Annotated in this window: 28 protein-coding genes and 1 pseudogene; 25 read left to right on the plus strand and 4 right to left on the minus strand. The window is 47.8% G+C overall.

Going from position 1 to position 23,234, the window contains the following annotated elements; genetic code table 11:
- The 14 genes from HV302_RS12595 to HV302_RS12660 all read left to right on the plus strand — a co-directional run bounded on the left by HV302_RS12595 (position 1) and on the right by HV302_RS12660 (position 9,130).
- On the plus strand, positions 1-276 hold the full coding sequence (locus tag HV302_RS12595; RefSeq protein WP_181627413.1) for a hypothetical protein: 276 nt from the start codon (positions 1-3) through the stop codon (positions 274-276).
- A complete protein-coding gene (locus HV302_RS12600; protein WP_181627501.1) occupies positions 277-717 on the plus strand; it encodes a hypothetical protein in 441 nt (146 codons plus the stop codon).
- A complete protein-coding gene (locus HV302_RS12605; RefSeq protein ID WP_230127381.1) occupies positions 704-1,585 on the plus strand; it encodes an integrase in 882 nt (293 codons plus the stop codon). Before HV302_RS12600 ends, HV302_RS12605 begins: the two co-directional genes overlap by 14 nt.
- Before the next feature lie 3 nt (positions 1,586-1,588).
- The gene (locus HV302_RS12610; RefSeq protein WP_181627414.1) at positions 1,589-1,846 is read left to right on the plus strand and encodes a hypothetical protein; all 258 of its coding nucleotides are present in this window, start codon (positions 1,589-1,591) and stop codon (positions 1,844-1,846) included.
- 1,078 nt (positions 1,847-2,924) lie between these two features.
- A complete protein-coding gene (locus HV302_RS12615; RefSeq protein ID WP_181627415.1) occupies positions 2,925-3,878 on the plus strand; it encodes a hypothetical protein in 954 nt (317 codons plus the stop codon).
- Positions 3,875-4,585, plus strand: coding sequence for a phage baseplate protein (locus HV302_RS12620; RefSeq protein ID WP_181552884.1), 711 nt, complete (start codon positions 3,875-3,877; stop codon positions 4,583-4,585). The genes HV302_RS12615 and HV302_RS12620 overlap by 4 nt, the downstream gene beginning before the upstream one ends.
- 9 nt (positions 4,586-4,594) lie before the next feature.
- Complete coding sequence (locus HV302_RS12625; protein ID WP_181627416.1) at positions 4,595-4,972, plus strand: hypothetical protein; 378 nt, start codon at positions 4,595-4,597, stop codon at positions 4,970-4,972.
- A gap of 214 nt (positions 4,973-5,186) precedes the next feature.
- A complete protein-coding gene (locus tag HV302_RS12630; RefSeq protein ID WP_008324318.1) occupies positions 5,187-5,537 on the plus strand; it encodes a hypothetical protein in 351 nt (116 codons plus the stop codon).
- Positions 5,521-6,930 (plus strand): baseplate J/gp47 family protein, encoded by a 1,410-nt coding sequence (locus HV302_RS12635; protein ID WP_151219215.1) that lies wholly within the window; start codon positions 5,521-5,523, stop codon positions 6,928-6,930. Before HV302_RS12630 ends, HV302_RS12635 begins: the two co-directional genes overlap by 17 nt.
- Positions 6,930-7,685 (plus strand): hypothetical protein, encoded by a 756-nt coding sequence (locus HV302_RS12640; protein ID WP_181627417.1) that lies wholly within the window; start codon positions 6,930-6,932, stop codon positions 7,683-7,685. Before HV302_RS12635 ends, HV302_RS12640 begins: the two co-directional genes overlap by 1 nt.
- Entirely contained in the window at positions 7,678-7,908 is a 231-nt protein-coding gene (locus tag HV302_RS12645) for a hypothetical protein (protein ID WP_008324324.1), read from the plus strand. Before HV302_RS12640 ends, HV302_RS12645 begins: the two co-directional genes overlap by 8 nt.
- The gene (locus tag HV302_RS12650; protein ID WP_008324325.1) at positions 7,908-8,144 is read left to right on the plus strand and encodes a hypothetical protein; all 237 of its coding nucleotides are present in this window, start codon (positions 7,908-7,910) and stop codon (positions 8,142-8,144) included. The genes HV302_RS12645 and HV302_RS12650 overlap by 1 nt, the downstream gene beginning before the upstream one ends.
- Complete coding sequence (locus HV302_RS12655; protein ID WP_181627418.1) at positions 8,144-8,776, plus strand: hypothetical protein; 633 nt, start codon at positions 8,144-8,146, stop codon at positions 8,774-8,776. Before HV302_RS12650 ends, HV302_RS12655 begins: the two co-directional genes overlap by 1 nt.
- Positions 8,777-8,860: 84 nt before the next feature.
- Positions 8,861-9,130 carry a hypothetical protein gene (locus HV302_RS12660; RefSeq protein WP_057064842.1) on the plus strand — a complete coding sequence of 90 codons (270 nt, stop codon included), beginning with the start codon at positions 8,861-8,863 and terminating at the stop codon, positions 9,128-9,130.
- Positions 9,131-9,145: 15 nt separating this feature from the next.
- Here the strand turns inward: HV302_RS12660 and HV302_RS12665 are convergent, their stop codons facing one another.
- The 4 genes and pseudogenes from HV302_RS12665 to HV302_RS12680 all read right to left on the minus strand — a co-directional run bounded on the left by HV302_RS12665 (position 9,146) and on the right by HV302_RS12680 (position 13,147).
- Positions 9,146-9,724, minus strand: coding sequence for a tail fiber assembly protein (locus HV302_RS12665; RefSeq protein WP_181627419.1), 579 nt, complete (start codon positions 9,722-9,724; stop codon positions 9,146-9,148).
- Positions 9,724-10,359: pseudogene (locus tag HV302_RS12670) on the minus strand (tail fiber protein); the annotation flags it as partial. The gene HV302_RS12665 and the pseudogene HV302_RS12670, both read right to left, overlap by 1 nt.
- A 722-nt stretch (positions 10,360-11,081) precedes the next feature.
- On the minus strand, positions 11,082-11,597 hold the full coding sequence (locus HV302_RS12675; protein ID WP_181627420.1) for a Ref family recombination enhancement nuclease: 516 nt from the start codon (positions 11,595-11,597) through the stop codon (positions 11,082-11,084).
- Positions 11,598-11,614: 17 nt separating this feature from the next.
- A complete protein-coding gene (locus HV302_RS12680; protein WP_181627421.1) occupies positions 11,615-13,147 on the minus strand; it encodes an ERF family protein in 1,533 nt (510 codons plus the stop codon).
- Between the two features lie 301 nt (positions 13,148-13,448).
- On the opposite strand from HV302_RS12680, the gene HV302_RS12685 reads away from it, so the two are divergent.
- The 11 genes from HV302_RS12685 (at position 13,449) to HV302_RS12735 (ending at position 23,174) form a co-directional block, all read left to right on the plus strand.
- Positions 13,449-13,811 (plus strand): hypothetical protein, encoded by a 363-nt coding sequence (locus HV302_RS12685; RefSeq protein WP_181627422.1) that lies wholly within the window; start codon positions 13,449-13,451, stop codon positions 13,809-13,811.
- 150 nt (positions 13,812-13,961) lie between these two features.
- Positions 13,962-14,465, plus strand: coding sequence for a hypothetical protein (locus HV302_RS12690; protein WP_284930911.1), 504 nt, complete (start codon positions 13,962-13,964; stop codon positions 14,463-14,465).
- A gap of 741 nt (positions 14,466-15,206) precedes the next feature.
- On the plus strand, positions 15,207-15,749 hold the full coding sequence (locus tag HV302_RS12695) for a hypothetical protein (protein WP_128298837.1): 543 nt from the start codon (positions 15,207-15,209) through the stop codon (positions 15,747-15,749).
- The gene (locus HV302_RS12700) at positions 15,739-17,127 is read left to right on the plus strand and encodes a PBSX family phage terminase large subunit (RefSeq protein WP_181627424.1); all 1,389 of its coding nucleotides are present in this window, start codon (positions 15,739-15,741) and stop codon (positions 17,125-17,127) included. The genes HV302_RS12695 and HV302_RS12700 overlap by 11 nt, the downstream gene beginning before the upstream one ends.
- Complete coding sequence (locus HV302_RS12705; protein ID WP_181625898.1) at positions 17,124-18,476, plus strand: anti-CBASS protein Acb1 family protein; 1,353 nt, start codon at positions 17,124-17,126, stop codon at positions 18,474-18,476. Before HV302_RS12700 ends, HV302_RS12705 begins: the two co-directional genes overlap by 4 nt.
- Positions 18,463-19,818: a phage minor head protein gene (locus HV302_RS12710; RefSeq protein WP_181625899.1), complete on the plus strand. Its 1,356-nt coding sequence runs from the start codon at positions 18,463-18,465 to the stop codon at positions 19,816-19,818. The genes HV302_RS12705 and HV302_RS12710 overlap by 14 nt, the downstream gene beginning before the upstream one ends.
- Positions 19,796-20,809, plus strand: coding sequence for a DUF2213 domain-containing protein (locus tag HV302_RS12715; protein WP_071446435.1), 1,014 nt, complete (start codon positions 19,796-19,798; stop codon positions 20,807-20,809). The genes HV302_RS12710 and HV302_RS12715 overlap by 23 nt, the downstream gene beginning before the upstream one ends.
- Positions 20,809-21,591 carry an Ig-like domain-containing protein gene (locus tag HV302_RS12720; protein WP_181625900.1) on the plus strand — a complete coding sequence of 261 codons (783 nt, stop codon included), beginning with the start codon at positions 20,809-20,811 and terminating at the stop codon, positions 21,589-21,591. Before HV302_RS12715 ends, HV302_RS12720 begins: the two co-directional genes overlap by 1 nt.
- Positions 21,592-21,608: 17 nt before the next feature.
- Positions 21,609-22,547: a major capsid family protein gene (locus HV302_RS12725; RefSeq protein WP_071446437.1), complete on the plus strand. Its 939-nt coding sequence runs from the start codon at positions 21,609-21,611 to the stop codon at positions 22,545-22,547.
- Between the two features lie 3 nt (positions 22,548-22,550).
- Positions 22,551-22,805: a hypothetical protein gene (locus tag HV302_RS12730; protein ID WP_071687677.1), complete on the plus strand. Its 255-nt coding sequence runs from the start codon at positions 22,551-22,553 to the stop codon at positions 22,803-22,805.
- A 9-nt stretch (positions 22,806-22,814) separates the two neighbouring features.
- The gene (locus HV302_RS12735; RefSeq protein WP_071687678.1) at positions 22,815-23,174 is read left to right on the plus strand and encodes a DUF4054 domain-containing protein; all 360 of its coding nucleotides are present in this window, start codon (positions 22,815-22,817) and stop codon (positions 23,172-23,174) included.
- Positions 23,175-23,234: the final 60 nt, after the last annotated feature.

A 23,234-nucleotide genomic window follows, 5' to 3' on the forward strand; every position in this document is an offset into this window, starting at 1 on the left:
ATGAATACAGAAGAACTATTAGAGCACATCGGCGGTGATTATTGCGTGGCATACAATCTATTAGATGAAAAGTGTCCGAATGTAGAACGTCGATTTAAGCGCCTTACAAAAGCGCTTGCCGCACTCTTGGATGAAATTAAACAGGAGTTTCCTGACGCATGTTATTACACGGCATCGGGCGGTTTTAATCTGTTGCTGGGTGATAGCGATGCGGGTAGCAAGATGGTTGCTTTATCTGCCAGTCATTACCTTTCAGTCGGCGACGGGGATTTTTAAATGACCAATAAACCAGAACAGCTAACAGATGGGCCGCTCAATCTAGATACTGCCATCGTACACGCTGAAGAACGTGCGACAACATTATCAGGCCCGTGCGCGGCACAACACGCTCAATTAGCAACGTGGTTGCGCGAGCTACAGGAGCTACGCCGTAACTATCTGGCGCTACGCGGTGAGATTGAAGACGTTCAGGCGCAACTCTACGAGGCTGAAAGCCGGAATGAGGCTGACGCTACAGAGCTACAGGAACGCCGCAAAGCTGATTGCGCTGAGCCAGTAGCATGGCTTCATACTGATAATGGTATCGGTATTCCGGCAATAACAAGAAACCGCAATGTGGCGAATAGTTGGTTATCAAAAGGTTGGAAGATCCAGCCTCTATATACTGTTGCCACTCAGTCAACGCCAATAGTAAAAGGCGGTGATGATGCTCTCTGATTTGCTGATTATGGTTGACCGCCGCGCTCAGGCGGTCAGTTTGCGTGAAAAGACCATTATCAACGAGCGTCACGCTGTTCGAATGCTTGAGCCTGTTCTTTCGCTTGGGGTTCGCGCCGCCAGTGTGCCAGATACATGGGTAAGATATGCTGACAGATGCATTGATAATGGTCTGGCGGCATCCACTATCCGTCAGCGCATTGATTGTGTTGCTGCTGTCGTTGCTTGGGTGATTCATGCTGATATAAAATTCAAGCCAGCCGCGCCCGGTTCGCTGGGGAGAATGCTGGAGGCTATGCGAACCGCAGCAAGGGCAATTAGCAAGAGAATTAAGCGCCATCGAGCACTAAGTAAACCTGCACGAGTAAGCATTGATGAATACACCGCCGTTGTTCAAGATATAGAATCTCTACGCGAACCATACAGAACAGCCGCACGTATGATGTTATGTTTCGGTTTAAGGGCATCTGAAACACTCTCATTATCCAGCAACTCTCTTATATCGGGTGGCAGACTTTTTATTCCAGACCGTTGCACAAAGACGCATGCTGACCTGCTTTTACCTATTCCAGTTAAGTACATTCCACTGATAGGTGAGTGGTTATCTGTAATTGGGACGTCAGAAATAAAATATAATACACTGGTAACGACGATATCCCGCGCTGGTATAAAGTGGCGTTGTCATGATTTGCGTAAGTTGTTCCGTACTTCTGCCGCTGTTCGTGGTGAGGATTTTCTTGCAACAGAATTAATACTTAACCACGCCGTCAAAGATGTACCATCTATTTATTTACAGTCGCCTCCATTCGCAGCAATGAGAAAAATATTAACTAACTCGATAGAAGAATATTTACAGGTCAGGGGGTAGGGCATGTCAACACCAGCAATAAAAGATAATGATGTAATGTATCAAAAGAAATATCCGAGACATTGCCTGTTTAAATTACTCCAATTGCGTACAAACCTAAAAGCGAAACCTGATATTTATCGAGTGGAGATGATTAGTCGAGAAGGTGAAAAGATATTGATGGGAGGTCGCAAAACGACTCAGGAAGCAATAGCACTTTATCGGGACATAGCGACACTGAGCGCAGCAGAAGTAGAAACGGCATTCGGTAGAATGGTCTAAATAACGTCAGCAGAACACACCCGGCATTTGCCGGGTTTTTTTATGCCTGCAAAAACACATCCAATAAAGCTTATGTGAATAAATCGTTAAATTTCGCTTAACAAAATACAAACACAAGCAAGGTTAAAAATGTTAACAACAAAGTTAAATATGTGTTGTGTGGATAAGTTTATCAGAACCATAACACATAACAAAGTAATGTGATTAAAGTCAGTTTTTAGACAAAAACAACGAAAAATTATTTAACTCAATAAAAACAATTAATTGCGAAAACTGGTTGTTTTTAGCGCAGTTTATGTACGTTTTTTGCCGTCAATACATTGTATTTTGCCAGCAAGATAAAACAAAAAAGTTAAGCTACAAAATAAACCATATAAATCATAAATATACACAGGTGAAGCAAACGGATATATAAGGTTGGACATTCTGAAAAATATGATGGGATTGTTCGAAGAATAGACAAAAACCACATAACCATTAATAAATGTTTCTGCCTGAAATAAAGCCGGAAAAGAGAGCACCATTTAAATCCTCTATAAATCAAAATGATAGCCTCGCACAAAGAGAAATCTCCATAAAAAAGTTCGGAAATGTTTCTACAATCTCATCCGACCAGATGTTTTAACATATTGACATGAAGATAATGAGTTAGTCACAAAAGCGGAAAGCTGGCATGAGGCAGGAGGCGAAAATAATTTAAACCGCGCTCAGGCTTGTTTCCACCAGCACCAGGCGTTTTCTATCACTTTCTGGCTCCAAACTGTAACGGGTAAATAATTGCCCGTTCAAAGGTGGCGGGGATGTTACATATTAAATGTGCAAAAACCATCCACAACAATTAAAACAAAACTGCAACATTGAAGCTGGCACGATAAATGTTATCCACATTAAAAATCAGCATTAACGCCACCTCAAAGCGATATTGACCACTAACATAAATCGTGCAGGTGTCGGTATTCGCCATGTTTATCCACAGATTCAACCTTGTACTAAATATTGACGCATTACCGCTGGCGGCGTTTCTGTAATTAGCCTGGGCGTTGCCTTTAAATCACTCCTATATAAGGAGGTGATTTTTATGGCTTACGGGCGTCAGTTCGAGATAACCGTTAATTGCACAGATGGCGAGACGATCCACATTACGGATGTAGATGTGGATTTTTCGTCTGTGCGTGACGATGAAAAAGAGCCGAACGAAGCTGACTTGACCATGTGGGGGCTTACGCCTCAGACGCAAAATGCAATCGCTCAGGCTGGTTCAACTGTCAGCATTGCCGCTGGCTATATAGATGAAGGCATGTTCACCCTGTTTCAGGGGGAGCTAATCAGCGCCGTAACCATTAAGCCTAACGAGGTTTACGGTCTGAAAATGAAAGTTTATGAGGCGCTTATTCCATTTCGCGCCAGCGTCACATCTCGCACTTTTAAAAAGGGGCAAAACCTCAAAGAGGCTGTGTCGCTGGTTGCGTCAGATATGGGGCTGGGGTGTCAGGTTTCGAAAACTGCAGCAACATTAGTATTGCCTAAGAATGTCAGCGGCGTTGCATTATCCCGCGATGTACTGACCAGCTTATGTAAGCCAGTTAATGCCACATGGTCACTTCAATATCAGTCGCTAGTTGTTACAGCCGGTGATTCTATTCTCACTGGTGCTGCCATTTTCTCACCTGAAACGGGCTTACTTGGCGCTCCATTTTTGAAGATCCATTCACCAAAACGCACCAAAAAAAAGAACCCATCAGAAAAAGACAAAATCCAGAAGAAACACGACAAAAGCATAACCACATACCAGTGGCCTCCTAAAGGCTCTCAGGTTGACTACTCAAAAGGCGCTCGCCGTCAGATGGGCGTTATTGAGGCTATTACTTGGGAGTCGCTTTTACGTGGTGGTGTTGAGATTGGCGAACAGGTAGAGCTTTCGTCGCCTTCTATGGGAGAAGGCTGGAACATCATTGTTAAAAAGATTTCCCACAGATTCAGTACGCGTGACCGTCAGGCATGGTCATCCTCATGGGAGGGCATCATTGCATGAGGACGGGAAGTCAGGTTAACGCAATCGTAGAGCAGGCGCTTAACTCAGCAATTTTTGCTCTGGAGGCTGTGATTGTATCGGTAGGTGAAGGCCGCGCAACCGTCAGGCCAACGCCAAAACGTTCGTTTGGCGACAATCCAGAGCCTGTCGATTATCCAGTGGTTGAAAATGTGCGCCTTATTACTCTTGTCTGGGATGGCGGCAAGTCTGGCATCAGCGGGCGAGTTTTGCCGGGTGATGAATGCTTATTGATAGCGCTATCCCACGGCGACGGTGACGAACCAGACCATAAAACCTTCTCAAATGCCGTTGCCCTGTGCGGCTTTTCCGACAAATCAATTCATCAGATGCCAGATAGCCCCGGCATACGCGTTTTCAGTGGTAGCGCCTTCATCGAATGGGATGACGGGAGCATTAAAGGTGATACCGGACAGGGCGCAACCTTTGCCTTTACGGGCAACAAAATGACCGTTAACGCACCGGGCGGCATCGATATGACAGCCCCCATGACCACCATAAACGGGAATTTAACGATTTCCGGCGCTATCAGTCAGGGCGCTAAAGGCGGTGGCAACGCTGAATTTGGCGGCAACGTGAAAGTAACCGGGAAAAGCGAAGCGGCTGACCATATCAGCGGCGGTAAGTCAGGTAAAGACCATACCCACATTTCAAATGGTCAGGGCAAAGAGACTAACAAGCCTTCATAAGGAAACGACATGAAATTGAATGATGGTGCGGCGCAAATTGCGCTTTCTAACAAAGGCTTTCTGATGGCTGGTGACTACAGCACAACCATCAGCAAGGGCGAGATTATCAACATTACTGAACGTACCGGGCTTGTTGTGGATCGCGTCGAGTGCATCCCACTGATTAATGCGCCCCTTTATATGGTCATGGCGACCTGTCGCGAATGCAAAGACCAGTTCATGCCTTTTTACAGCGATTTGCCGTTTGAATTACCACATCTGGCAGCAATGGCGCAGATGCTGAACGATGCCGGGGAAGGTTTCGACCTTGATGACCTTTTGGATATTGAATCACTGGATGCGGCAGTAACGGTGGTACACGTTGAAAAGTGGATGCACACAGAATGAACATCACAACAACACAATATCGACACGGTATGAAAGGTTGCTTCCTTTCCACTCACAGACCGCAGCCAGGCGAATCATTAACACTGGTTATGCCAACGTGCAGGGGTAAAAGAATCATTCCCGTTGGTCTGGTGCAAAGGGTTGAGTCAGTAGGTACAAGCCGATGCCTTGTATGGGTTTCGAAACTGGCGTTCGTTGAGGGGATGAATTACTGATGCTGGACATTATGCAGGACGAAAACGGGGTGATTCTTCGTAACGGCGATTTTGTGTTAGACGGCGGCATTGATGGTGTAGCACAGCAGGCAGAAATAAGAGTTGGGACAAATCGCGGTGAATGGTGGCTTGATGAAACTCAGGGTTTGCCGTGGGTGCCTGGCATTATGGCATCACGCCTGCCAGCGTCGATTGTCTCCAATATGATTAATGCTGAGGCCAAACGCACACCAGAAGTCAGCGACGCTAAAACCACCGCCATTAACGATGTGAAGGGAAATTACACAATCCGCTTTGCGGTCTACATTGGCTCAGAAAGCACAGAGGTAACAAGTGGAATTAGTGAATGATGGTGGCTGGCACGGTGCCAGATTGCCGGAGCTAAGAGGCGACAAATACGAAAAGCTAAAGGGCGCATTGGGTGATGTTAACCCCGATGGCGACTCACTGGTCGGGCAAACAATAGCGATAGTTTCGGAAGATGACTTAAACATCATTGAGGCGATTGGCTGGGTATTTTCCGGCTTTTTCATTTCAATGGCAGAGGGCGCACAGTTAGACGGTCTTGGCGAGCGTTTCAACCTTCCTCGTTATGGTCTTACTCGCTCGCTGGCTTATGTTCTTTACCTTTTACAGCCGGGGCAGGTCATAAGCGCTGGTGATGGGTTTACTATCTCTGGTAGCGCTGGCGAGTGGGCTATAAACCACGAAGTAAAAGAAGATGGAAAGTCAGCTACTGGATTTGTGTTAAAAGTCCGTCAGGATGCCATCACCAGCGGAAACACATTTACCATTAATATCTCTGGTAAACCGCACTCAACACAATTTCAGGCTGGTGACACGTCAGACTCGATACTTAGCCGCCTGTACACGCAAATTACGGCGGCTGAAACTTCCCTTACGACATATCAATCATCATACGGGACTTTGCTTTATGCTGCTGATGGCAGAACAATTATTCCGTTTTCCTTTGCTGATGATGTGTTTGAAATTGTCCGTGCTGGTATACCTGCAACCGCTTACTACCAAAGCAATACCGAGTTTCCATCGGTATTGTTTGGCTACGTTGCAAACAATGACATTCTGGTACTGGCAAACGGTGTTAAGGGTTATCTCATCGAAGACGATGAGTCATATCGTGAGCGCATACAGATAGCAGCGGCAGCAGCCAGAGTGAACATCAGCGCATCGCGCCCCGGCGTTAAAAATGCCGTATTAGCCGTCAGCGGTGTCTCTTATGCTTCTGTTGAGGTTAACCGGGGAATTAACACTAATGCGGAGGGAATACCCGGTAAATCAATTCAGGTTTTTGTCGCTGGTGGTGACGATAATGAAATAGCACAGGCTATTTATGATGCCTCCGCCGCTGAATGTGGGTTTCATGGTGATGTGTCCGCAACGGCGACCGATGGAGAGATAACGGAAACGGTTTATTTCAGCCGCCAGAGCTTTCAACTTGTTTATGTCAGTGTGTCAGGCGATATATGGGATAAGGAAACAACGGGCAGGCCAGCAGATTATATCAGCGTGGCTAAAAACACCGTAACGGCCTATTTTTCACAGCTTACACCGGGAAAAGATGTATTTGCTGGTCAAATATATGCCCGTTTATTAACAGCATTTTCAACACTGACGGACGTAACAGTAAAAATCGGCATTATATCCCCGCCAACAGATAATCATGTTTCTGTAGGCAGCGGCATTATTGCGGTCACTGATTCAACATCGGTAACGGTGGTTTGATGGAACCTGTAATTAAAAGCCCTGAGCAGTTAGCAAAAGAGCGCCTGACGTCAAAAGTACGCATCCAGAGAAATATTGACCTAATCGCAGGGCTAAAATCCGGCAACAGCAGCATGGCTGCAGCGATTGAATACATGAAAAAAGGGTTTTCTCTGGCAGATTCAACGGGAACGCTTTTAGACGCATGGGGGGAGCAATACAGCATTCAGCGAGAAGAGCGCGACGATGATGATTATCGTAATGCGCTACAACAAGCCAGAGGCGAACAGAGCGTTTCCACGCAATCAAGGCCATCAGTGGGCGCATACATGCAGCAGGTATACAAACTTGTCTGGCTACCGCTAAATCGGGTAGGGCTAAGCACTGGCGCAATAGGCGCGGCCTTTAATCGTGTGCCTCTGCGTACAGTGTTTGTGCAGTGTGGTGGTATGGCTCCTGATATTGAGCTCTCCGATTCTCTTGTATCTGCCACGTTCGGCGGGGATATCTACAGCGCTGCAACACCGCCAAATGTGAATCTCACCCATCATGCGCCAATGTTCCCCGGAAATGCTTTCCCTTGCGTATGGGCTGGCATCCGATACGAGAAAACCCAAAAAACGATCCGGGCAACTGAATCGCAAGGCGTCAGAGTCAGAGCGCTTAAATCTCTGTTAACCCGTATTGATGGCACTGCGACGGTAAACGGCGGCGAGCTAATTACGCCATTCAGTACGCTGGTAACAGTCAAACAAATGAAGGTGAAAAATGGATAGCTGGGCGGAAACAGATAAAACCTATAAAGGGCAAGGGGGAACCGATATCCCCAATAAGCAGGAACCATCACAAGAATTGCAGGCTACCGGCTTTGCTCCAACGTATTTTGATGAAAACGGTAATCTGGTGTTTGGGGATGGTGTATCGGCACAAACAATGAATTTCATTCTCAATGACCTATACAAAAAATATCGTGATTTATTAGCCAGGGTAAATGCGTGATGAATAGCTTTGCGACTATAAGCCGCATCTATCCTTTTCGCGGTTCGAAATATGCCAGCGTCAAACAACCATCACCTACAAAGCAGGCTGATGGTTTCAGACCGTGTTACATCAGCCTGACAGGGGAACCGATTCAGGGTGATACCGTTGATTTTGCAGAATTAAATTACATCTTTAATGACCTGTACGCCAAAGCCGCGCACATTGACCAGCTTCTTACAGCTAAGGGGAAATAATGGCATTAACACCGGAAGAACTGGTAGCAATATCCGACCTTGAACGGGCGGCAATTGACGATTCCAGCGTTGTACCTGAATGGCTTATGCCAGCAGAGATACGCGGCAGCAGTGCGCCAATAAGCTGTATACCATACCCACAGCACACCATAGATGTGTTTGGTGGGCTTCTTGCTGGTTCGTGGTCGCTAAAGTTTCAAAATCCGTTACAGCGCGTTGTGTGCGATTTGGAGATATACCACGGCGAAAACGCCCCGTTATCAGCACCACCAGATTTATCAGCACTACAGCTTACGGTTTCAGGTTTCGATAAAGCGGTTATCTTCTGCCCCGCAAAAACGGCAACGGATACCGCCCCGGCTAACTATCTCAATCTTGGCGTGACGGGCATCGCCGCAAAGTACAAGTTGGGCGGTAAGCGTCGGTTTCTGGAGCAATCCGGGCTGGTGGTCATCCCGTTAACGATGATTTTGCTGTCCACGCAGCCCCTTACAAGTCAGGAAACAAGCCGCGCATTGTCAATTACGCTTAAGCGGAAGAATGAAAGCCAGATGAACACAGCGCCGCTAATCAGCGGCATGGTATACAGCAACCCATTACCATCAGCGCGGGATATTGCTCAGGCATCGTGACCGCTGAGAAATAAAAAAGTCATTCCGTCGATTTGTGCCAACATATCCCCGATTTGTTAATAACATTTCGGGGATTTGTCTTTTATGAAAGTAACAACACGCAAAAAACCAGCATTCCGCGACTTTTACGAAAATGGCACGTTCACACGCATAGTGGCGACCAAAACGGACAAGGGAAAATGGCGGTTATTCGGTCTGCATCGTTCTGTGGATGCGGCAATATTTGTGGAAGCGGCAAGGGGAGGTATCCGGGAATGGTCAGGGTTAAACCACCTGGGCGATTTCTGCGATTCGATAGGGATAACACTATGGGAAGTGCATCACAAAGGGGCGAAAAAAGAACAGGCCGCATAGTGCGGCCTTTGTGGTCTATGCTGGCATATCAGGCCAGCTAATATCAGGCGCATCATCTGGATTTATGCGGTTAAGTAAAACGCGGTATTTTTTCCACGCCAGCAAAAGTGCAGTTTCCACTTCTGTTGCAATATCAAGATCAACTGCGTCCTGTAAGGGGGCGATTTTTGATGAAGCCAGCGCAAGAAGGCTTTCTTTTTGCTGTGTCGCCTGTGTAATCTGCGCCGTTTTTTCTGCTTCAGCATCATGTATCCATTTTTTCCCGTCCCACTTAACAAAATGGCCTTCCGGCGCAACGGATACAACATCGCTAGGTAACTTACCTAACTGGTCAATCGTGGTAGCTTTTCCGGTTTGAATGTCGTAGACAATTTTCCCGCGATGGTCCTCAACAAGTGACCATTTTTCTGACGCAACATTAAATACAGCGACAAAACCAGCCTTCGCTGACGGCGGCGCAATATTGGTACTGTAAGCAGGTAATCCCGTATTAGCCGGGATAAACCCATCACATTTCCCAATATATTCATTTGTATCTGCACGAAGGTTGTAGAGAGTAATAGTCCGGTTTTCTCCGGTCATTTCAAAAGTCATCAGGCAAGCCTCACAATATAGTTAAACGCAATATTTTTAACGGTGTTTTCAGCATTTCCGGTTGCATGAACGGTCGCAGCATGTCCGTGATACCCCATAACCACATAATGGTCATGCGCACCGATACCCACCCAGTGATCATGAGGGCCAATCCACGTCACATGAGCATGATTACCACTTCCCTCAATACGATCTCCCGCCGACCATGAAATATTCGACGAGTGCATCCCCAGCCCCTGGCCGGGAGTATCCCGGTATGCAGACGTTGAGCAATATCGAAAGTTATGTGCGTGCCAACCCCCTTCTGTAGATGACTTATTTCCGTAATCAAAACTGGTTGTTGGTTTTGAACCATAATCAAAAGAACTGGTGTATTTCGTTCCCAAATCGGTGTCGGAAATACTGGCTCCGTGGGTATGCGATATAACACCATCCTGTTCATACGAGAGTGCCGCTCGACCATCAGGCTTGCCCTTAATTGTCTGGCTTCGCATGTCAGGGATAACACCGGATGGATACGCTACGGCAAGTAATGGATAGGCAGATTTATTAAACGCTTGTCCCTGCATAAGCGCATGGTTAGCAGGGGGGGTATCCAAAGGCCATGGAATGGGAGAGCCTACGGGGTAATACTCATACGGAGGATTTGCCGTGTTAAAATCACGCCTCCATATTGCCGGATAACCTTCACCGTGATTAACGTAGGTAAACAGAGCATTTACAACACCAGTCGTTGACGCTGTCGGTGTAGTAACCCGAATCGTCATCGCACCACGGACGCCCATGACCTCTACCACTGCCCCTGCTAACTGAATATTCCCACATCCCGTATCAGTGATAGTTCTGTTATCACCATAAGACCAGGAGCCTTTGCACATCCAGTACGGATGATTAAACGCACCTTGTGACTCCAGCCAGACGATAAAATCTGCTGTCGTCCAGCTTCCTCCGCCACCAATGCTTATCGAACCACTGAAAGCCCGTGCAGCGCCAACATCTATTGCAGTTGGTTTTTCCCATTTTCCATTAATCAGGGAATAGACAACGCTGGAATCTTGTCTCTCAAAAGTAACTTTTGATCCTAATGGAACAGGTGCAACGGTAAGCAAGCCAGCAACTGAATCAGGGGCGCTCGCATTGCCCTGAGTTACCGGGTATATACCGGGCGCAATAATTTTGGTTACATCCACACTGGTATCAAGTGCAGACTTGAGCATTAAGGCGCCGTAATTATTTTCGGACATAAACACCTCTTTTAATCGTGTCGAGGTGATTAAAAGACATGAAGGGGAAGGGATACAGTAAAGGGGGCGAGCGGTAACGCCGCCAGATTAACACTGGCGGCGCTATCAGGCATTCAGGCTATCATTTCAAGGCAAAGACTATATAAATGTTCCTGAGAGCCATTGAGAGCCTCAAATGCACTTTTGCCGCCACAATTACCATCTGCATGAACGGGAACCAGCCAGGAATAAATAGCGCGTACTACTGGTGGTGCTGCATTTTGATGATGGTGATTGCACAGCGGTAATACAAAAGCATGAGCGCCGGTAATCGTTCGTCCGTTGATATGGTGCAAACTGACAACTTCATTAATCACGCCATGCACATAACATGCAATGCAGGGTAACGCGCCTATTTTATCCATCAATGACCGTTCAGCGGCGCGGGGTGTTCGCCCCTTTAATCCGCGATTAAACGGTTTATTTTTTGCTCGTTCAATATAGCGGGATTGCCGTTCCCGCTGTTTTTCATACTGAGCCTGACGCCATTCAGGATTAGCCTGTTTTTCGCGCTGGCGCTCAATGGCGCGTTGCTGGTACGTGCGCTGACGCTCAAAGTTACACTGTAACTTTTCTTCTATAGTTTTCATGTTGAACACCCCGCAAATCAGTACGGTAAATCTGATTCGGGGATGTATACGGGCAAATCTGTGTTTAGCCCGTCGCATTCAACATGCAGGATGAGAGTATCAATATAGCTGGCTGTCTGCGTGTCGCATCGTTTCGCTATTTCATGTAGTTGTTGCAGTTTGATATCTGTTTCACTGTTGCCCGATGCAATTTCACGCGCTATATCGGCTTTTTGTTGCATTTCGTCGGGTGCTTCAATTTGCGGCTCAGGTTGTGCCAGCAAGGAGGGAAGCGCATCAAAATTTACATTCCCGGCAAGTAGCGCATTGGAGTAAAACACCTTGCAGGCATTGAGCCAGTTGCGGCGAGCGTAGCGCGTGTCATTGCGTTCGGCTTTGATATCCAGCCCCATAGCGATATCAGCGCCTAAAAGACGCTCTGCGATTTCCGCTATCTCATCATCATGACCAATCCCAACAGCAGAAATAAAGGCTTCTTCTTCCGGGGTGGTTGGTCGTCTGTCAGGTACGAAAGAAGTTGATGTAGCAGCGCTGACCATATCGCGAGTATCAACAACACTGTTAGCATCAGCGGCAGAAACAGCCCATGACGTGATTGATTCAGCAATCGCCATTGCCACATCAGCAGTTACATGGTTCCCGGTTTTATTATCTACCAGTTCATCACCATCAACACGATAGCCGCTGTAGAAATCCTGCCAGAATGTATCGGTCAGGCCAAAACGGGAGACGGTATCACGCGCTATGCCTTCATCGTCCATAATGCGATCTGCGCCGCTGATAAAATCCTCTGCCAGTTCAGACGGTGTACGCAGAAACGGGTTACGGGATTTAGCCTGTGCGATGGTGGCATTACCGGAAAACTCACCAGAAGCAACGAGTACATTGAGGATGGATTCTGGTTTTGTCCGGGCGCTGGTGGTCGGCTTCCACTTGCGGCTACTGTTCAGTGCGCGAGCCTTCCGGCGTTCACGTTTAGAATCAGCCTGGTCGATATCGTCATCACCGTCAGTAATATCCAGCGCCTGACGCAGACCATAGCGGCGAAAATAGGTAAACGACGCGCCCACACGCTGGCATTCATCCAGGCGTTTATCTTCTTTGATGTAGGCGGGGAGACGGAAAGAAACTTCCGTGTCGGTTGGGATATGGATAAACGTTGTCACCATATCTAAAGGCAGTTCATCACCTTTCTCAAACTCCTGTTTGAGCATCAGGCCATGCTGGTAAATCGGCTCGCGTAATAAGTCCAGCAGTTGCGCCAGCGAAGCAAACGTAAAATCCAGTGTTTCGTTGTAGTTGTCGCGTTGCGGGTTTTTCAGTTCGCGCACCATATGTGCCAGCGCTTCTTGCGCGTTGGCGTACTGTTTGCCGGGTGCTACATAGACTTCTGGCGCGGTAGTGGCTGGAGTTTCCGTTTTTTCGACTTCGTTTGAGTCGTTACGATGAACGGGCATCATAGCGGCACTGGCATAACCAGCAGCTTTAAGAGCAGCGAGGGTGTGCGCCAGTAGTTCGGCGGCATCGGGGATAGTGAGTAATGTACTCATAGTTGTTGCTCCTTTGGATGAGACTGAATCCCCACTTTTGAGATGGGGCGGGGTGGAGCTCAAAACCGTCCAAAGTCGGCGGACTTATTACGCAAGTTCACGCCTGCGCTATTCGTCGCACTCCACCCCATAATTCAGCACTCACGCGGCGCGAAACCGCCAGAGCATAAATTCCGGGCACAAAAAAATCACGCTGACGGGGTGATTTACCGCTTTGGATGGGTGTTTTGAGCACCTGATATAGATCTTATTTCAACTACAAATTAGAATCAAGCCAATCAGTTAAAAGCAGGGATGAATTGTGAAAACACCGACTTATGCAGTCATCAAGGTGAATTCAGCTGGGGAAGCAAAAATAACCAAACAATGGGCGGAGACTTGTGTTAGCTCGGTGTTGGTGGGTAGCGAATCATGGCGCAGAGAGCGAAGAAACGCTCGCATTGCGGGTATGCGTTACTTTCGCCTGCAATGCCTGTTTACAGACGACGATGCCTGGTGGGTGAACCCTAAACATGCTGCATTGAATGGCGTGACATTCCACATTAATGAATTTTTTAGTTGCCGCTGTTGCTTCCCTGAATGGTTGTTTTCCGACTGTGACATATCGAGGGCAATAGAAGATGTATCAGAGAGAAAAAAACAACAATCCATGACAGTGTGTTAATCACTGATGTTTCGTCCATTCCATCAGTTTCGTAGATGCATCAATGATTTTTGGGGGGAGTGAACATTGTAACTTCCTGATATCCTGATGCCACTGTTTGACAACGTAAGGGATTAAAATCTAATGCATCGGTTCACAGAAATTGCATCTATGAGTACACATTTTTCCTTGGAAAAGATAAACGAAGCTTTTGAACGTACGGAAATCGAACTGCGTGAGACTGAAAGAACATTGCCAGGGAAAGTCCTGCAAGCCTTAAATCTTTCAAAGGTAATCTATGCTGTCGGGCTATTTTCAATCTTTGAGGGGCATGTACAACAGGCGCTCAAATGCACCAATGGCTTTAAGGAAATTAAAGACATACTTGACCAGGCCGGGGAAGTCGCATTAAAAGAAGAATTTCAAAACTATTACAGAGCTATCAATGCGTTAAAGCATGGTGATGGTCAGAGTTATAATTCGTTAGTTAATAAGATTAATGTTCTGGATTTTGAAGTCGAGACACCAACTACACCTGTCTATGAGGTTGGTGACCTTACTGCTGTCTCTGGATTGGTTAAAGTTGATACTGCTTTCATCGAAAAATGTATGTTACTAATTGAAAAAGTATCAGTCTGCATTGAAAACCAAAGGCCGGAATATTCAGGTTACTAAGCCACCGCAATAAAATCGGAAAGACATAACGCATTATAAAGACTACAAATAAGTCGAAAGGGGAAGGGATAGAAATTTTGCAGTGAGCTATGGGATGTGGGTATAATCGCGCCCGGTGCTTGAGGCTATCTGTCTCATGTTACCGTGCGGCAGATAGAGAAAAGCCCCGAAGGTCAATTTTCATTAACCAACGAGGCTCTTATCGTGACTTCGCAATCCGATTATAGCCTCCCCATAACTAAGGAGGCAACTTTGTTTTACAAAGGAGTTTTTTTGTTCATCGCGATTTATATCGCGGCGCTACTGGCATATACCGCTCTAAACCGGACGCTTTGCGAAGCGTCAATAGGACAGGGAGGTGTGCAAGTGGCGGCAAAGTTTGCCTACGAAGCTAAGGAGAGTCGCTAAATCAGGGCGGGGGTAACACCCCGCCTTTCTGACTGCGATGTACAGCCTGAGCACCTTTAAACGCCGCTCCTTCGGGGGCGGCTTTTCTTTATCTGCTGTTACCTCTCGCACTACCTTTTGTCTTATCTCATCAAAAAACCATAATGGCATCTGCCACGGACAGGTAGCGAACTGCCTGTTTAACTGACTTTTAGCCATTGCCTTAATCTTTGTGATGTTGAGCCATTCCGCCCCCGGAGTGGCTTTTTTTTATTTGTACTACACGCCAGCGGTAACGCTGTTTTTGATCCTCCTTTTTCCTCGCTACGCTGCAAGCCTCACAAAGGGGGCGTTGTGACCATAAAAATAAGTAAACGAGATGATGTGTTTGCAAAGCTGGTGGCCAGTGAGCGGGAAGCGCCTGGTTTCAGCTATGCAAAATCTCGCAACAGAGAATACAAAGGTTTCAATGATGATTATCAGGCTGAAAAGTTGCTTAAAGACAACGAGATACAACAGGCCGTTAGCGTTTATCGAAAACACATCATTGCTAAAGATATTGTCGGCAGACAGGAGGTATTGATTGACCTTTCAGCCCGTTTCCGTGCGCCGGACTCAACAGCGGTAATGCTGGAGTTACAGGCACTGGAGAAGTTGCGCCTTGAACCGGAAGTGTTCCGTAGCCGTCTGGCGGCAATCGACACCAGAGCCATAAAAAATATCAAACGCACAAAGCATGGCTGGCAGGTTGAAGGATTAGACAAATCGAACCTCGCAGCGCGAATCCTCACGCTTGCGGGAGTTGACCTCAGCAAACCAATTTCAGACGAGGGCAAAAGAGCCGCCCGCGATTTGCTGGCTGATATTTATAAGGAAATGGCAACAGATGACGAATGATATTGAACGGCGTGACGAATGGCTATGTGCTTCAAAAAAAGAGGCTAACTGGATGCGCATAATGCGCCGCCTGACAACTAAACCCCATCGAGTAAAAAATCTACGAGGTGGGCGCGGTTCTGGCAAATCATGGATGGTTGCAGAGGCATTGATACAATTGGCAGTGAGATATGACCTACGTTTTCTCTGTCTGCGCCGTGTGCAAAAGTCTATCGACGCATCAGCGCATCAATTGCTTTGCGACACCATACGCCGCCTCGGTTATGAATCAGATTTCACTGTTACTAACAACAGCATCAAGGCCAAATCAGGTGCACAATTCCGCTTTTTAGGCTTTCAGTCAAACCTTGACTCTATTAAGTCTATCGAGGGTGTAGACATTTGCTGGGTGGAGGAGGCGCATGCAATTTCACCGGAAGCATGGGAAGCGTTAACACCTACCATGCGCCGTCCGGGTGCAGAGCTATGGATTACCTTTAACCCTGCATATGCTTGGGATGAAACTTACGTTCGTTTCGTCTTAAATGCGGGTGAACAATGGTTCGTTGAAGAGGTTAACTGGTATCACAATCCGCACTTTGGCGAGACGCTGGATAAAGAGCGCCTGCATTGCCTCAAACATTATCCAGACCGCTACGACAATATCTGGAATGGTGTTCCTGTAAGTGATTTACCCGGTTCCGTAGTCAATCGCGGCAACCTCGAAAGACTCATTGTAAAACCCGATTCAGATCTGGCGAAAGCCTGTCGGACTGGTGTTAAAACAGCGGTGCTCGACGTTGCAGATGATGGTGATGATGATTCGGTCTTGTCTTTCTTTGATGGGCGTTTTTTGTACCGTATGGAGCGGTTGCAGGCGCGGGACACTGTTCAGCTAGCGCAGCAGGCGTTAAAGCTGGCAACAGAAGAAGGTTGTTCAGTCCTGATTTATGACTCTGTAGGCGTTGGTTCTGGTGTTAAAGGCGAACTTAACAAGTATGAAGACTCTGACATTGAGTTTCGTAAGTTTGTGGCTCAGGGCGAGGTTTTGCGCAAAAAATCCCGCTATCGCGGCGGGAGATCCAACGAGGATACTTTCCACAATCTGCGTGCTCAGGCGTGGTGGGCTTATCGCGATGTAGTTAATGACACTGTGCGTTGGCTTGATGGTGGTATTAAGCCACAAGATGGGGTTTTTGCCATATCAAACAACATCCCGCGCCGCTATCTCGACCGCATCCTTTCTGATTCTACTGGTGTCATGTGGGAAACCACACCAGACGACAAAATTCTTATTGAATCGAAGAAAAAAGTTAAAAAACGGTTGGGCGTGTCCACTGACTACGCCGACGCCATATTCCCGCATCTGGTACGCATGAAATCAGGAATTATTGAATGACGAACAAAACCAGCTTAATTCCCACTGAGGGGATTTTAACAAAAGAGGGCTTACAGCCTGCCAGCTACAACATTGACAGCTACGTGACCATGATGGAAAGCGTGTCACATGGTGTTAAAGGTGCTGCCGGGATGGGGTCGCCAACGGCAAATCGGATGAAGGCCAGAGCCGCAGAGGGAAAAATACCGCTGGTGGCGGCGCTGGCTGGCGAAACATCCGGGATAGGCTGGCGCATCATCAGCGAACCGGTTGCTGCAGCGATGCTTAACGGGTTCGATATCATCACCGATAAACCGGAAGATGATAAAAAAATAAAACAAATTTTTGATGATATGCGTATCTGGCAGAGCGTCGAACGTGCCACTGTGCTTAAACGTCATCAGGGCTGGTCGGTACTGGTCATGGGTGATGATTGGGTTAGAAGCCACGGCGCAAACTGGATTACACCGTCAAATGACTGGTTTTCTGATTATAACGATCCGCTTTTCGGTCTGCCGGAAGGCTGGCGTATTCAGCTTAAAAGCCCGATTGGTGGCGAAGTTTTTATTGAGCAAGATGATTCACTCCTTTTTGGCGATCCAGAATACCAACCGATTTACGGTAGTGCAGGTGTCGAATTTGGCGAGCCGGTTCTCTGTAAACCTTATGCATCGTTACAACGTCTTGGCTTGTCTCATGAGTTAATCATCAGTATTTTGTCGCTGTCCGTACAGGATATTTATAAAAAAGATGAACTTGCAGAAGATTTAAAGTCAGCGAAGGGCGAAGCTATGGCGGCGCGTCGTCTGGCTGGTATCGCAGCTACCAGGCATTTGAATGACATGGTGGCAATAGATAAAGATGAAGATATAACGCGCTTACAGTCCAGTATGACGGGAACCGCTGACCTTGTTGATATGGCTATCAAACTGGTGTGCGCTGAAACGGGATTTCCGGTATCAATGCTGGCTGAGCGGCGGTCAGGCTTATCTAACAGCGATACCAGCGCCGATGCGCAATGGCAAAACCTTGTTTCTCACATCACCACCAATGACATTATCCCGGCACTTAAAAAGCTGACGTTGCGCTATCTGGGCGTAAAAGCTGACTTTATTCCTAACAAATCTCAGGGGCAGATTGACCGTGAGGTAGACAGGGACAAGAAGGTAGCGGAAACGGCGCAACTTTATTACCAGATGAGAGCCATCACCAGCGAAGAAGCCAGGGCAACCGCGAAGGAAACCGCCGCCGTAACACTCCTGACTGAGACAGCGCCAGCAACAGGCACAATTGATGACCAGAATGACAAGGATTTGAACCAGAACAATACCGAAAACAGCAATAGTGAGGCCAATAATGCCGAAAAGTGAACCACGTTATGACGCTGGTTATCCACTGGCTATAGAACTGGTTTACGCGCAAAAGCTGGGTGATAACACCCGGCTTTTTTGTAAATGGGTTCGCGAAGCCTGTTTAAAGACTTACCGGGCAATCGGTAAATCCGGCGCACATCTCAATATTGATGCGGCTGATGGTAAAGATGTATCCGTTGATGATGTGCTGGGAGATTTTATTGCCGCCGCAACGGTTAAAAAAGTGCGCGTTTACATCAGGCAACGAGCGGGTAAAAACTATTCCCGCATGACGCGAGAGCAACAAGAAAGGCTTATACGGTCTGTAACTCAGGAGCTATTGCCTGATGCGTCTATTTTCCTCAAGGCAATACCAGCATTATTAAAAGATGGGGAGTTTGGCGCGGTTCCGGCGTATGTCATCAGTGAAGTAAGAAGGCACGCAGGTATAAATCTGGCTAAAGATTTTGGCAGAGTAACAAACACTAAGCCTGATACTTATATTCGCATCATTAACCGCACCGCCGATGAAATACAGAGCGCTATCGCAAACGGGAATTTTGGTTTCACCGATGAATACTGGCAAAGCTATTACCAGCGCTTCCGCGTTGATGGTGTAAGCCTGATTGACCTGAAAAAAGGCTTACCTGCTACGCCAGACACGGCGGGGGCAGTCTCCGAACAGGTAGCAAAGTTATCTGAATCACTACGCACAACCAGTGTTATCCCGTCACTGCCAGCGATAAATACCACCACCACGCAACTTGCCGATTCTGCTCTGGATGATTTCAGGCTCATCATTAAAGCCGCCGCAAATGTTGACCTTGCGCCGGGTATAACAATTCCGCATGAGAACATGGCAGACCTGATAGCGGTCGATATTTATGACGGTGATAAAAAGCTATTGCAGCAAACCGCCGACTGGTTAACCGAAAGTATGGGACGTATGGAGAATGTTTCTGATGAAGCACTTCAACGCGGGATTAACACAGTACAGCAGGGGTTACGCGAGGGGCGCGGCGTCGATTACATCGCTAATAAGCTGGCTGATGAAATGGAGATACCTTTCCGGCGAGCCCGTAACGTTGCCCGCAATGAGATTGGCAATCAGGCATGGAACCTTGAGGAAGCCAATGCACGTATTGCCGGGATGAGCATATACCGCTGGCGGGGCATGTTAGACGAACGCGAGCGAAAAGAGCATGTTGGGCGCGAAGGTAAGGCATACACGCCGACCAGACCGCCACGAGACGGGAATCCGGGTCAACCTAACGGTTGCCGCTGTTTTCCTGAATGGTTGTTCTCTGCGTCGGATGTGGAAGAAGCGGAGAAAGAAATTGCAGCAAGAAACGCAGGTTAACGTTGATGCAATAAAACAATGGGAGATAACCCCGGAAGGTTATCTCCAGATTGATATCCCTATAGCCCGTCCGGGCGTACTGGTTTATGACCGCAATCGCGGTGATGCATTCACGGCAAAAGAGTACCGCTCAGCCGATGAATTGTTTAACCAGGACTCAATGAATACCTTAATCGGTAAGCCTGTTACGGTGTCACATCCTCGTAATGGTCTGGTGACGTCAAAAAATTACCGGGCTGTCAGTGCTGGTGTGGTTACTGCCGTAATGCGTCAGGGCGATGAATTGGTAGCCCGCGCTCTGGTTCAGGATGAGAGATCCATTCGCCTGATTCAGCAGGACAAAAGATTACGCGGGGCGTCGGCTGGCTACCAGTGTGACGAAAAGCCCAAACAAACGGGACGAGCCCCGGACGGGCAAGAGTTTGACACGGTGCAGAAAGGTATTAACTACAACCACCTGAGCATAGTGCGCAACCCACGGGTAAAGACAGCAACATTCAATCTGGACGGTGAACCGATGGAATTAGAAGAAGCGTTAGCCAAAATCGAACAACTGGAGACGGACAAAAAAACGCTCACCAGTGACCTTAGCACAGTACGAGGTGACTTGCTCAAAGCAAATAACCGCCTGGTAAATATGGATTCAGCCAGCAATGAAGCCTACGAGCGCGGCGTTGCTGACGGTCGTCAGGAGCATCAGCTTAAAGACACGGCTAAACGACTGAACATCAATACCGACAGCCTGGGCGATATCAGTCTCGTTAAGCAGGCCATCATCCGTAAGGCAAATCCAGAAGTGAACATGGATAGCTGGAGCGATGAACAGGTTGATGTTGCGTTATCAATGGCGCTGGTGGCTTGCGGTAAAAAGTTTGAGCAAAAGCCGCGTAATCCACGCATCAACAACGATGAATCAGGTGCAGGCAAAAGCAATGATGCGCACAGTGATTATCAGTCCCGCATGTTTGGCAAAAAAGAGGCCGCAAAATAATGCAGACCACAATTAAAGGTGATTTTGACGCGGGATTGCCCGGTGATTTAGCTGTCCTGCCGTCTTTTCGTTCCTCTGCTCGCGTATCTTCCCGCCGCGCTGGTGGTGAAGTTGCACCCGGTGATGCCGTAAAACTCACGTCAGGTAATGATTCAACAGTGGTCGCCCTTGCAAATGCGACGGTAACAATTGGTATCGCTGTTAGTGCTCATTCCAATATGCCAGCCATGCCGGGATTTGGCAGCAATACACGTATCGGCGTTGTCACTATCAATTGCCCGATTGGTGTCGTTGAAAATGGTCCGGTACGCGTTGCTGTTAAGGCGGGAGAATCACCGAAAGTGGGTGATTTAGCTATCCCTAAAGGCCGAAACAACACTACCGGATATATGGAATGGGGCGTTGCAAATTCCGGTGATAAGAGTCGATTTCGGTTCGAAACCACCACTCAGCGCGGCGGTACGGCAATTGTGATGGTGGTTGACGGTGAATTGTTGAGTGCTGGTTTTTCGCGTGATGTACCTGTAACGGGTATTTCGGTATCACCAAAAACCGCATCAAAAGCGGTTGGTGGCACTCAGCAACTAACGCCAACCATTACACCATCAGGAGCGGCAAATAAAACCGTCACTTATCAGAGCGGTAATGAAAATGTCGCCACAGTGGATTCAGCAGGTCTTGTCACGGTTAAAGCAGGAGCCACTACCGGACAGACCGCAACTATTACGGTACGAACTGATGACGGTGGTTTCACTGACACCGCTGTAATTACTGTTAGCTAACAGGGAACCTCCGAAATATGAATGAGAACTATTTAGCCGCGTTGATGGCGCAGCTTTTTACCGAAGCTCAGGTAACTGGCGTAATGCAGGGAGTTAACACCGACGAGCAAGGGCTAATTTTTGCCCGCGACCTGATTTCCATGTCTAAAGATGTTTACATGGAAGAAATGCCCGCCCCCGTAGCGTTAACCATGTTCCAGCAGGAGCCAGGGATTAACGAAGGGGCTAAGTGGGCGGGGTATCGCATGTACTCGGCACAAGGTATGGCAAAAATCATGGCGGCATTCGGTACTGATATGCCGATGATGAGCGCTAAAGGCCGGGAATACTTCGCGCTGATGTACGATATTGGCCTCGGCTATGGCTATACCTATAGCGACGTTATGGCAGCGGCAATGTCAGGTACGCCGCTTGATAACATGCTGGCGCTGAATACCCGCGAAGCGCATGAGCGCACAGTTTCTAATCTGTTGTGGCGTGGCAATAAGGAATACCAGATTATCGGCTTTATCGAGCATCCGAATATTCCTCTGGTAGCAGTAGCCGGTGCATGGGCGACGACTGACGGTGATAAAATTTGCGATGATGTTTCAGCAATTATCGCTGCAGTGAACACCACCAAAATCTACGAAGTAAATGAGTTCCATATGCCGTCTAAGGCATGGGCGCGAATTCAGGGGCTACGCCTTAGCGGTACGCTCGGCACAGTCCTGTCATTCCTGCGAACTTCTTACCCGGAAGTGACTTTCCGCAAAAACTCCGATCTGGATGATGACGGTATTTGTATCGCGCTGGCGAATAACCGCCGCCACTTCGCACAGGCTACCCCGGTGTTGTTCCGTCAGTTGCCAGTGCAACGTAGTGGGCTTGACCTGTCTATTCCGTGCCTGTCGCGCTCCGCTGGCGTAATCGTCCGTGCGCCGCTGGCTGCTGCTAAATCTTCTAAGGTGGTTTAAGTCATGACTGAGAAAGGGAAAAAGTTTCTAACCAACACCACACAAGCGCCGATTCATATCGGTGCAAAAAACAGTGAAGGGACTGTTATCACTATATCCATTGCGCCACTTGAGGCGGTAGCGGTTGACGCTGCAACACTGGCTATTGGAGGTGTTAAGCAGTTTCTTGATCAAGGTTGGTTAAAAGAAGTTTCAGCCGCAGACGCAGAAAAGCTCAATAAAGAGCACGATGGCGTAGTTGAATCCGACGACGAGTAGGGGCACAGCATGACGGTAAACGATTGGCTTGCCATTCTGCTACCGGGGTTATCACTTGATGAGGGCGCTATTAGCGCCCTTTCTTCTCAATGTGAGCGGCTCTACGACCTTCGAGCCGCAGCAGATTACGGTTATGACGTAGAGCGCCTCAAAGCGCTGTATGTTGCCGCAAATCTCGCCCCGATAGCTGTTGAGGGAATAAGCGCCAGTGTTCGCGGGGTGGCAAGCCGCCGTGAAGGGAAAGTGGCAATGACCTTTACTGAGTCAGCACAAAAGGCAGGCTGGCAGGGTACAACGTGGGGCGAGGAATTCTCAGACGCTATAGGCTCATTGTCTGGTGGTTGTATTCTCATCGGTCATGCCGATTAGCAGAATATTATCCTGATAAATGCGATTGGTCAGCCTTGGCGCCCACGGTATAAAAATGGT

Origin of the sequence: Citrobacter sp. RHBSTW-00859 (assembly GCF_013729795.1) — a bacterium.
In the GTDB taxonomy this organism is placed as follows: Bacteria; Pseudomonadota; Gammaproteobacteria; order Enterobacterales; family Enterobacteriaceae; genus Citrobacter; species Citrobacter braakii.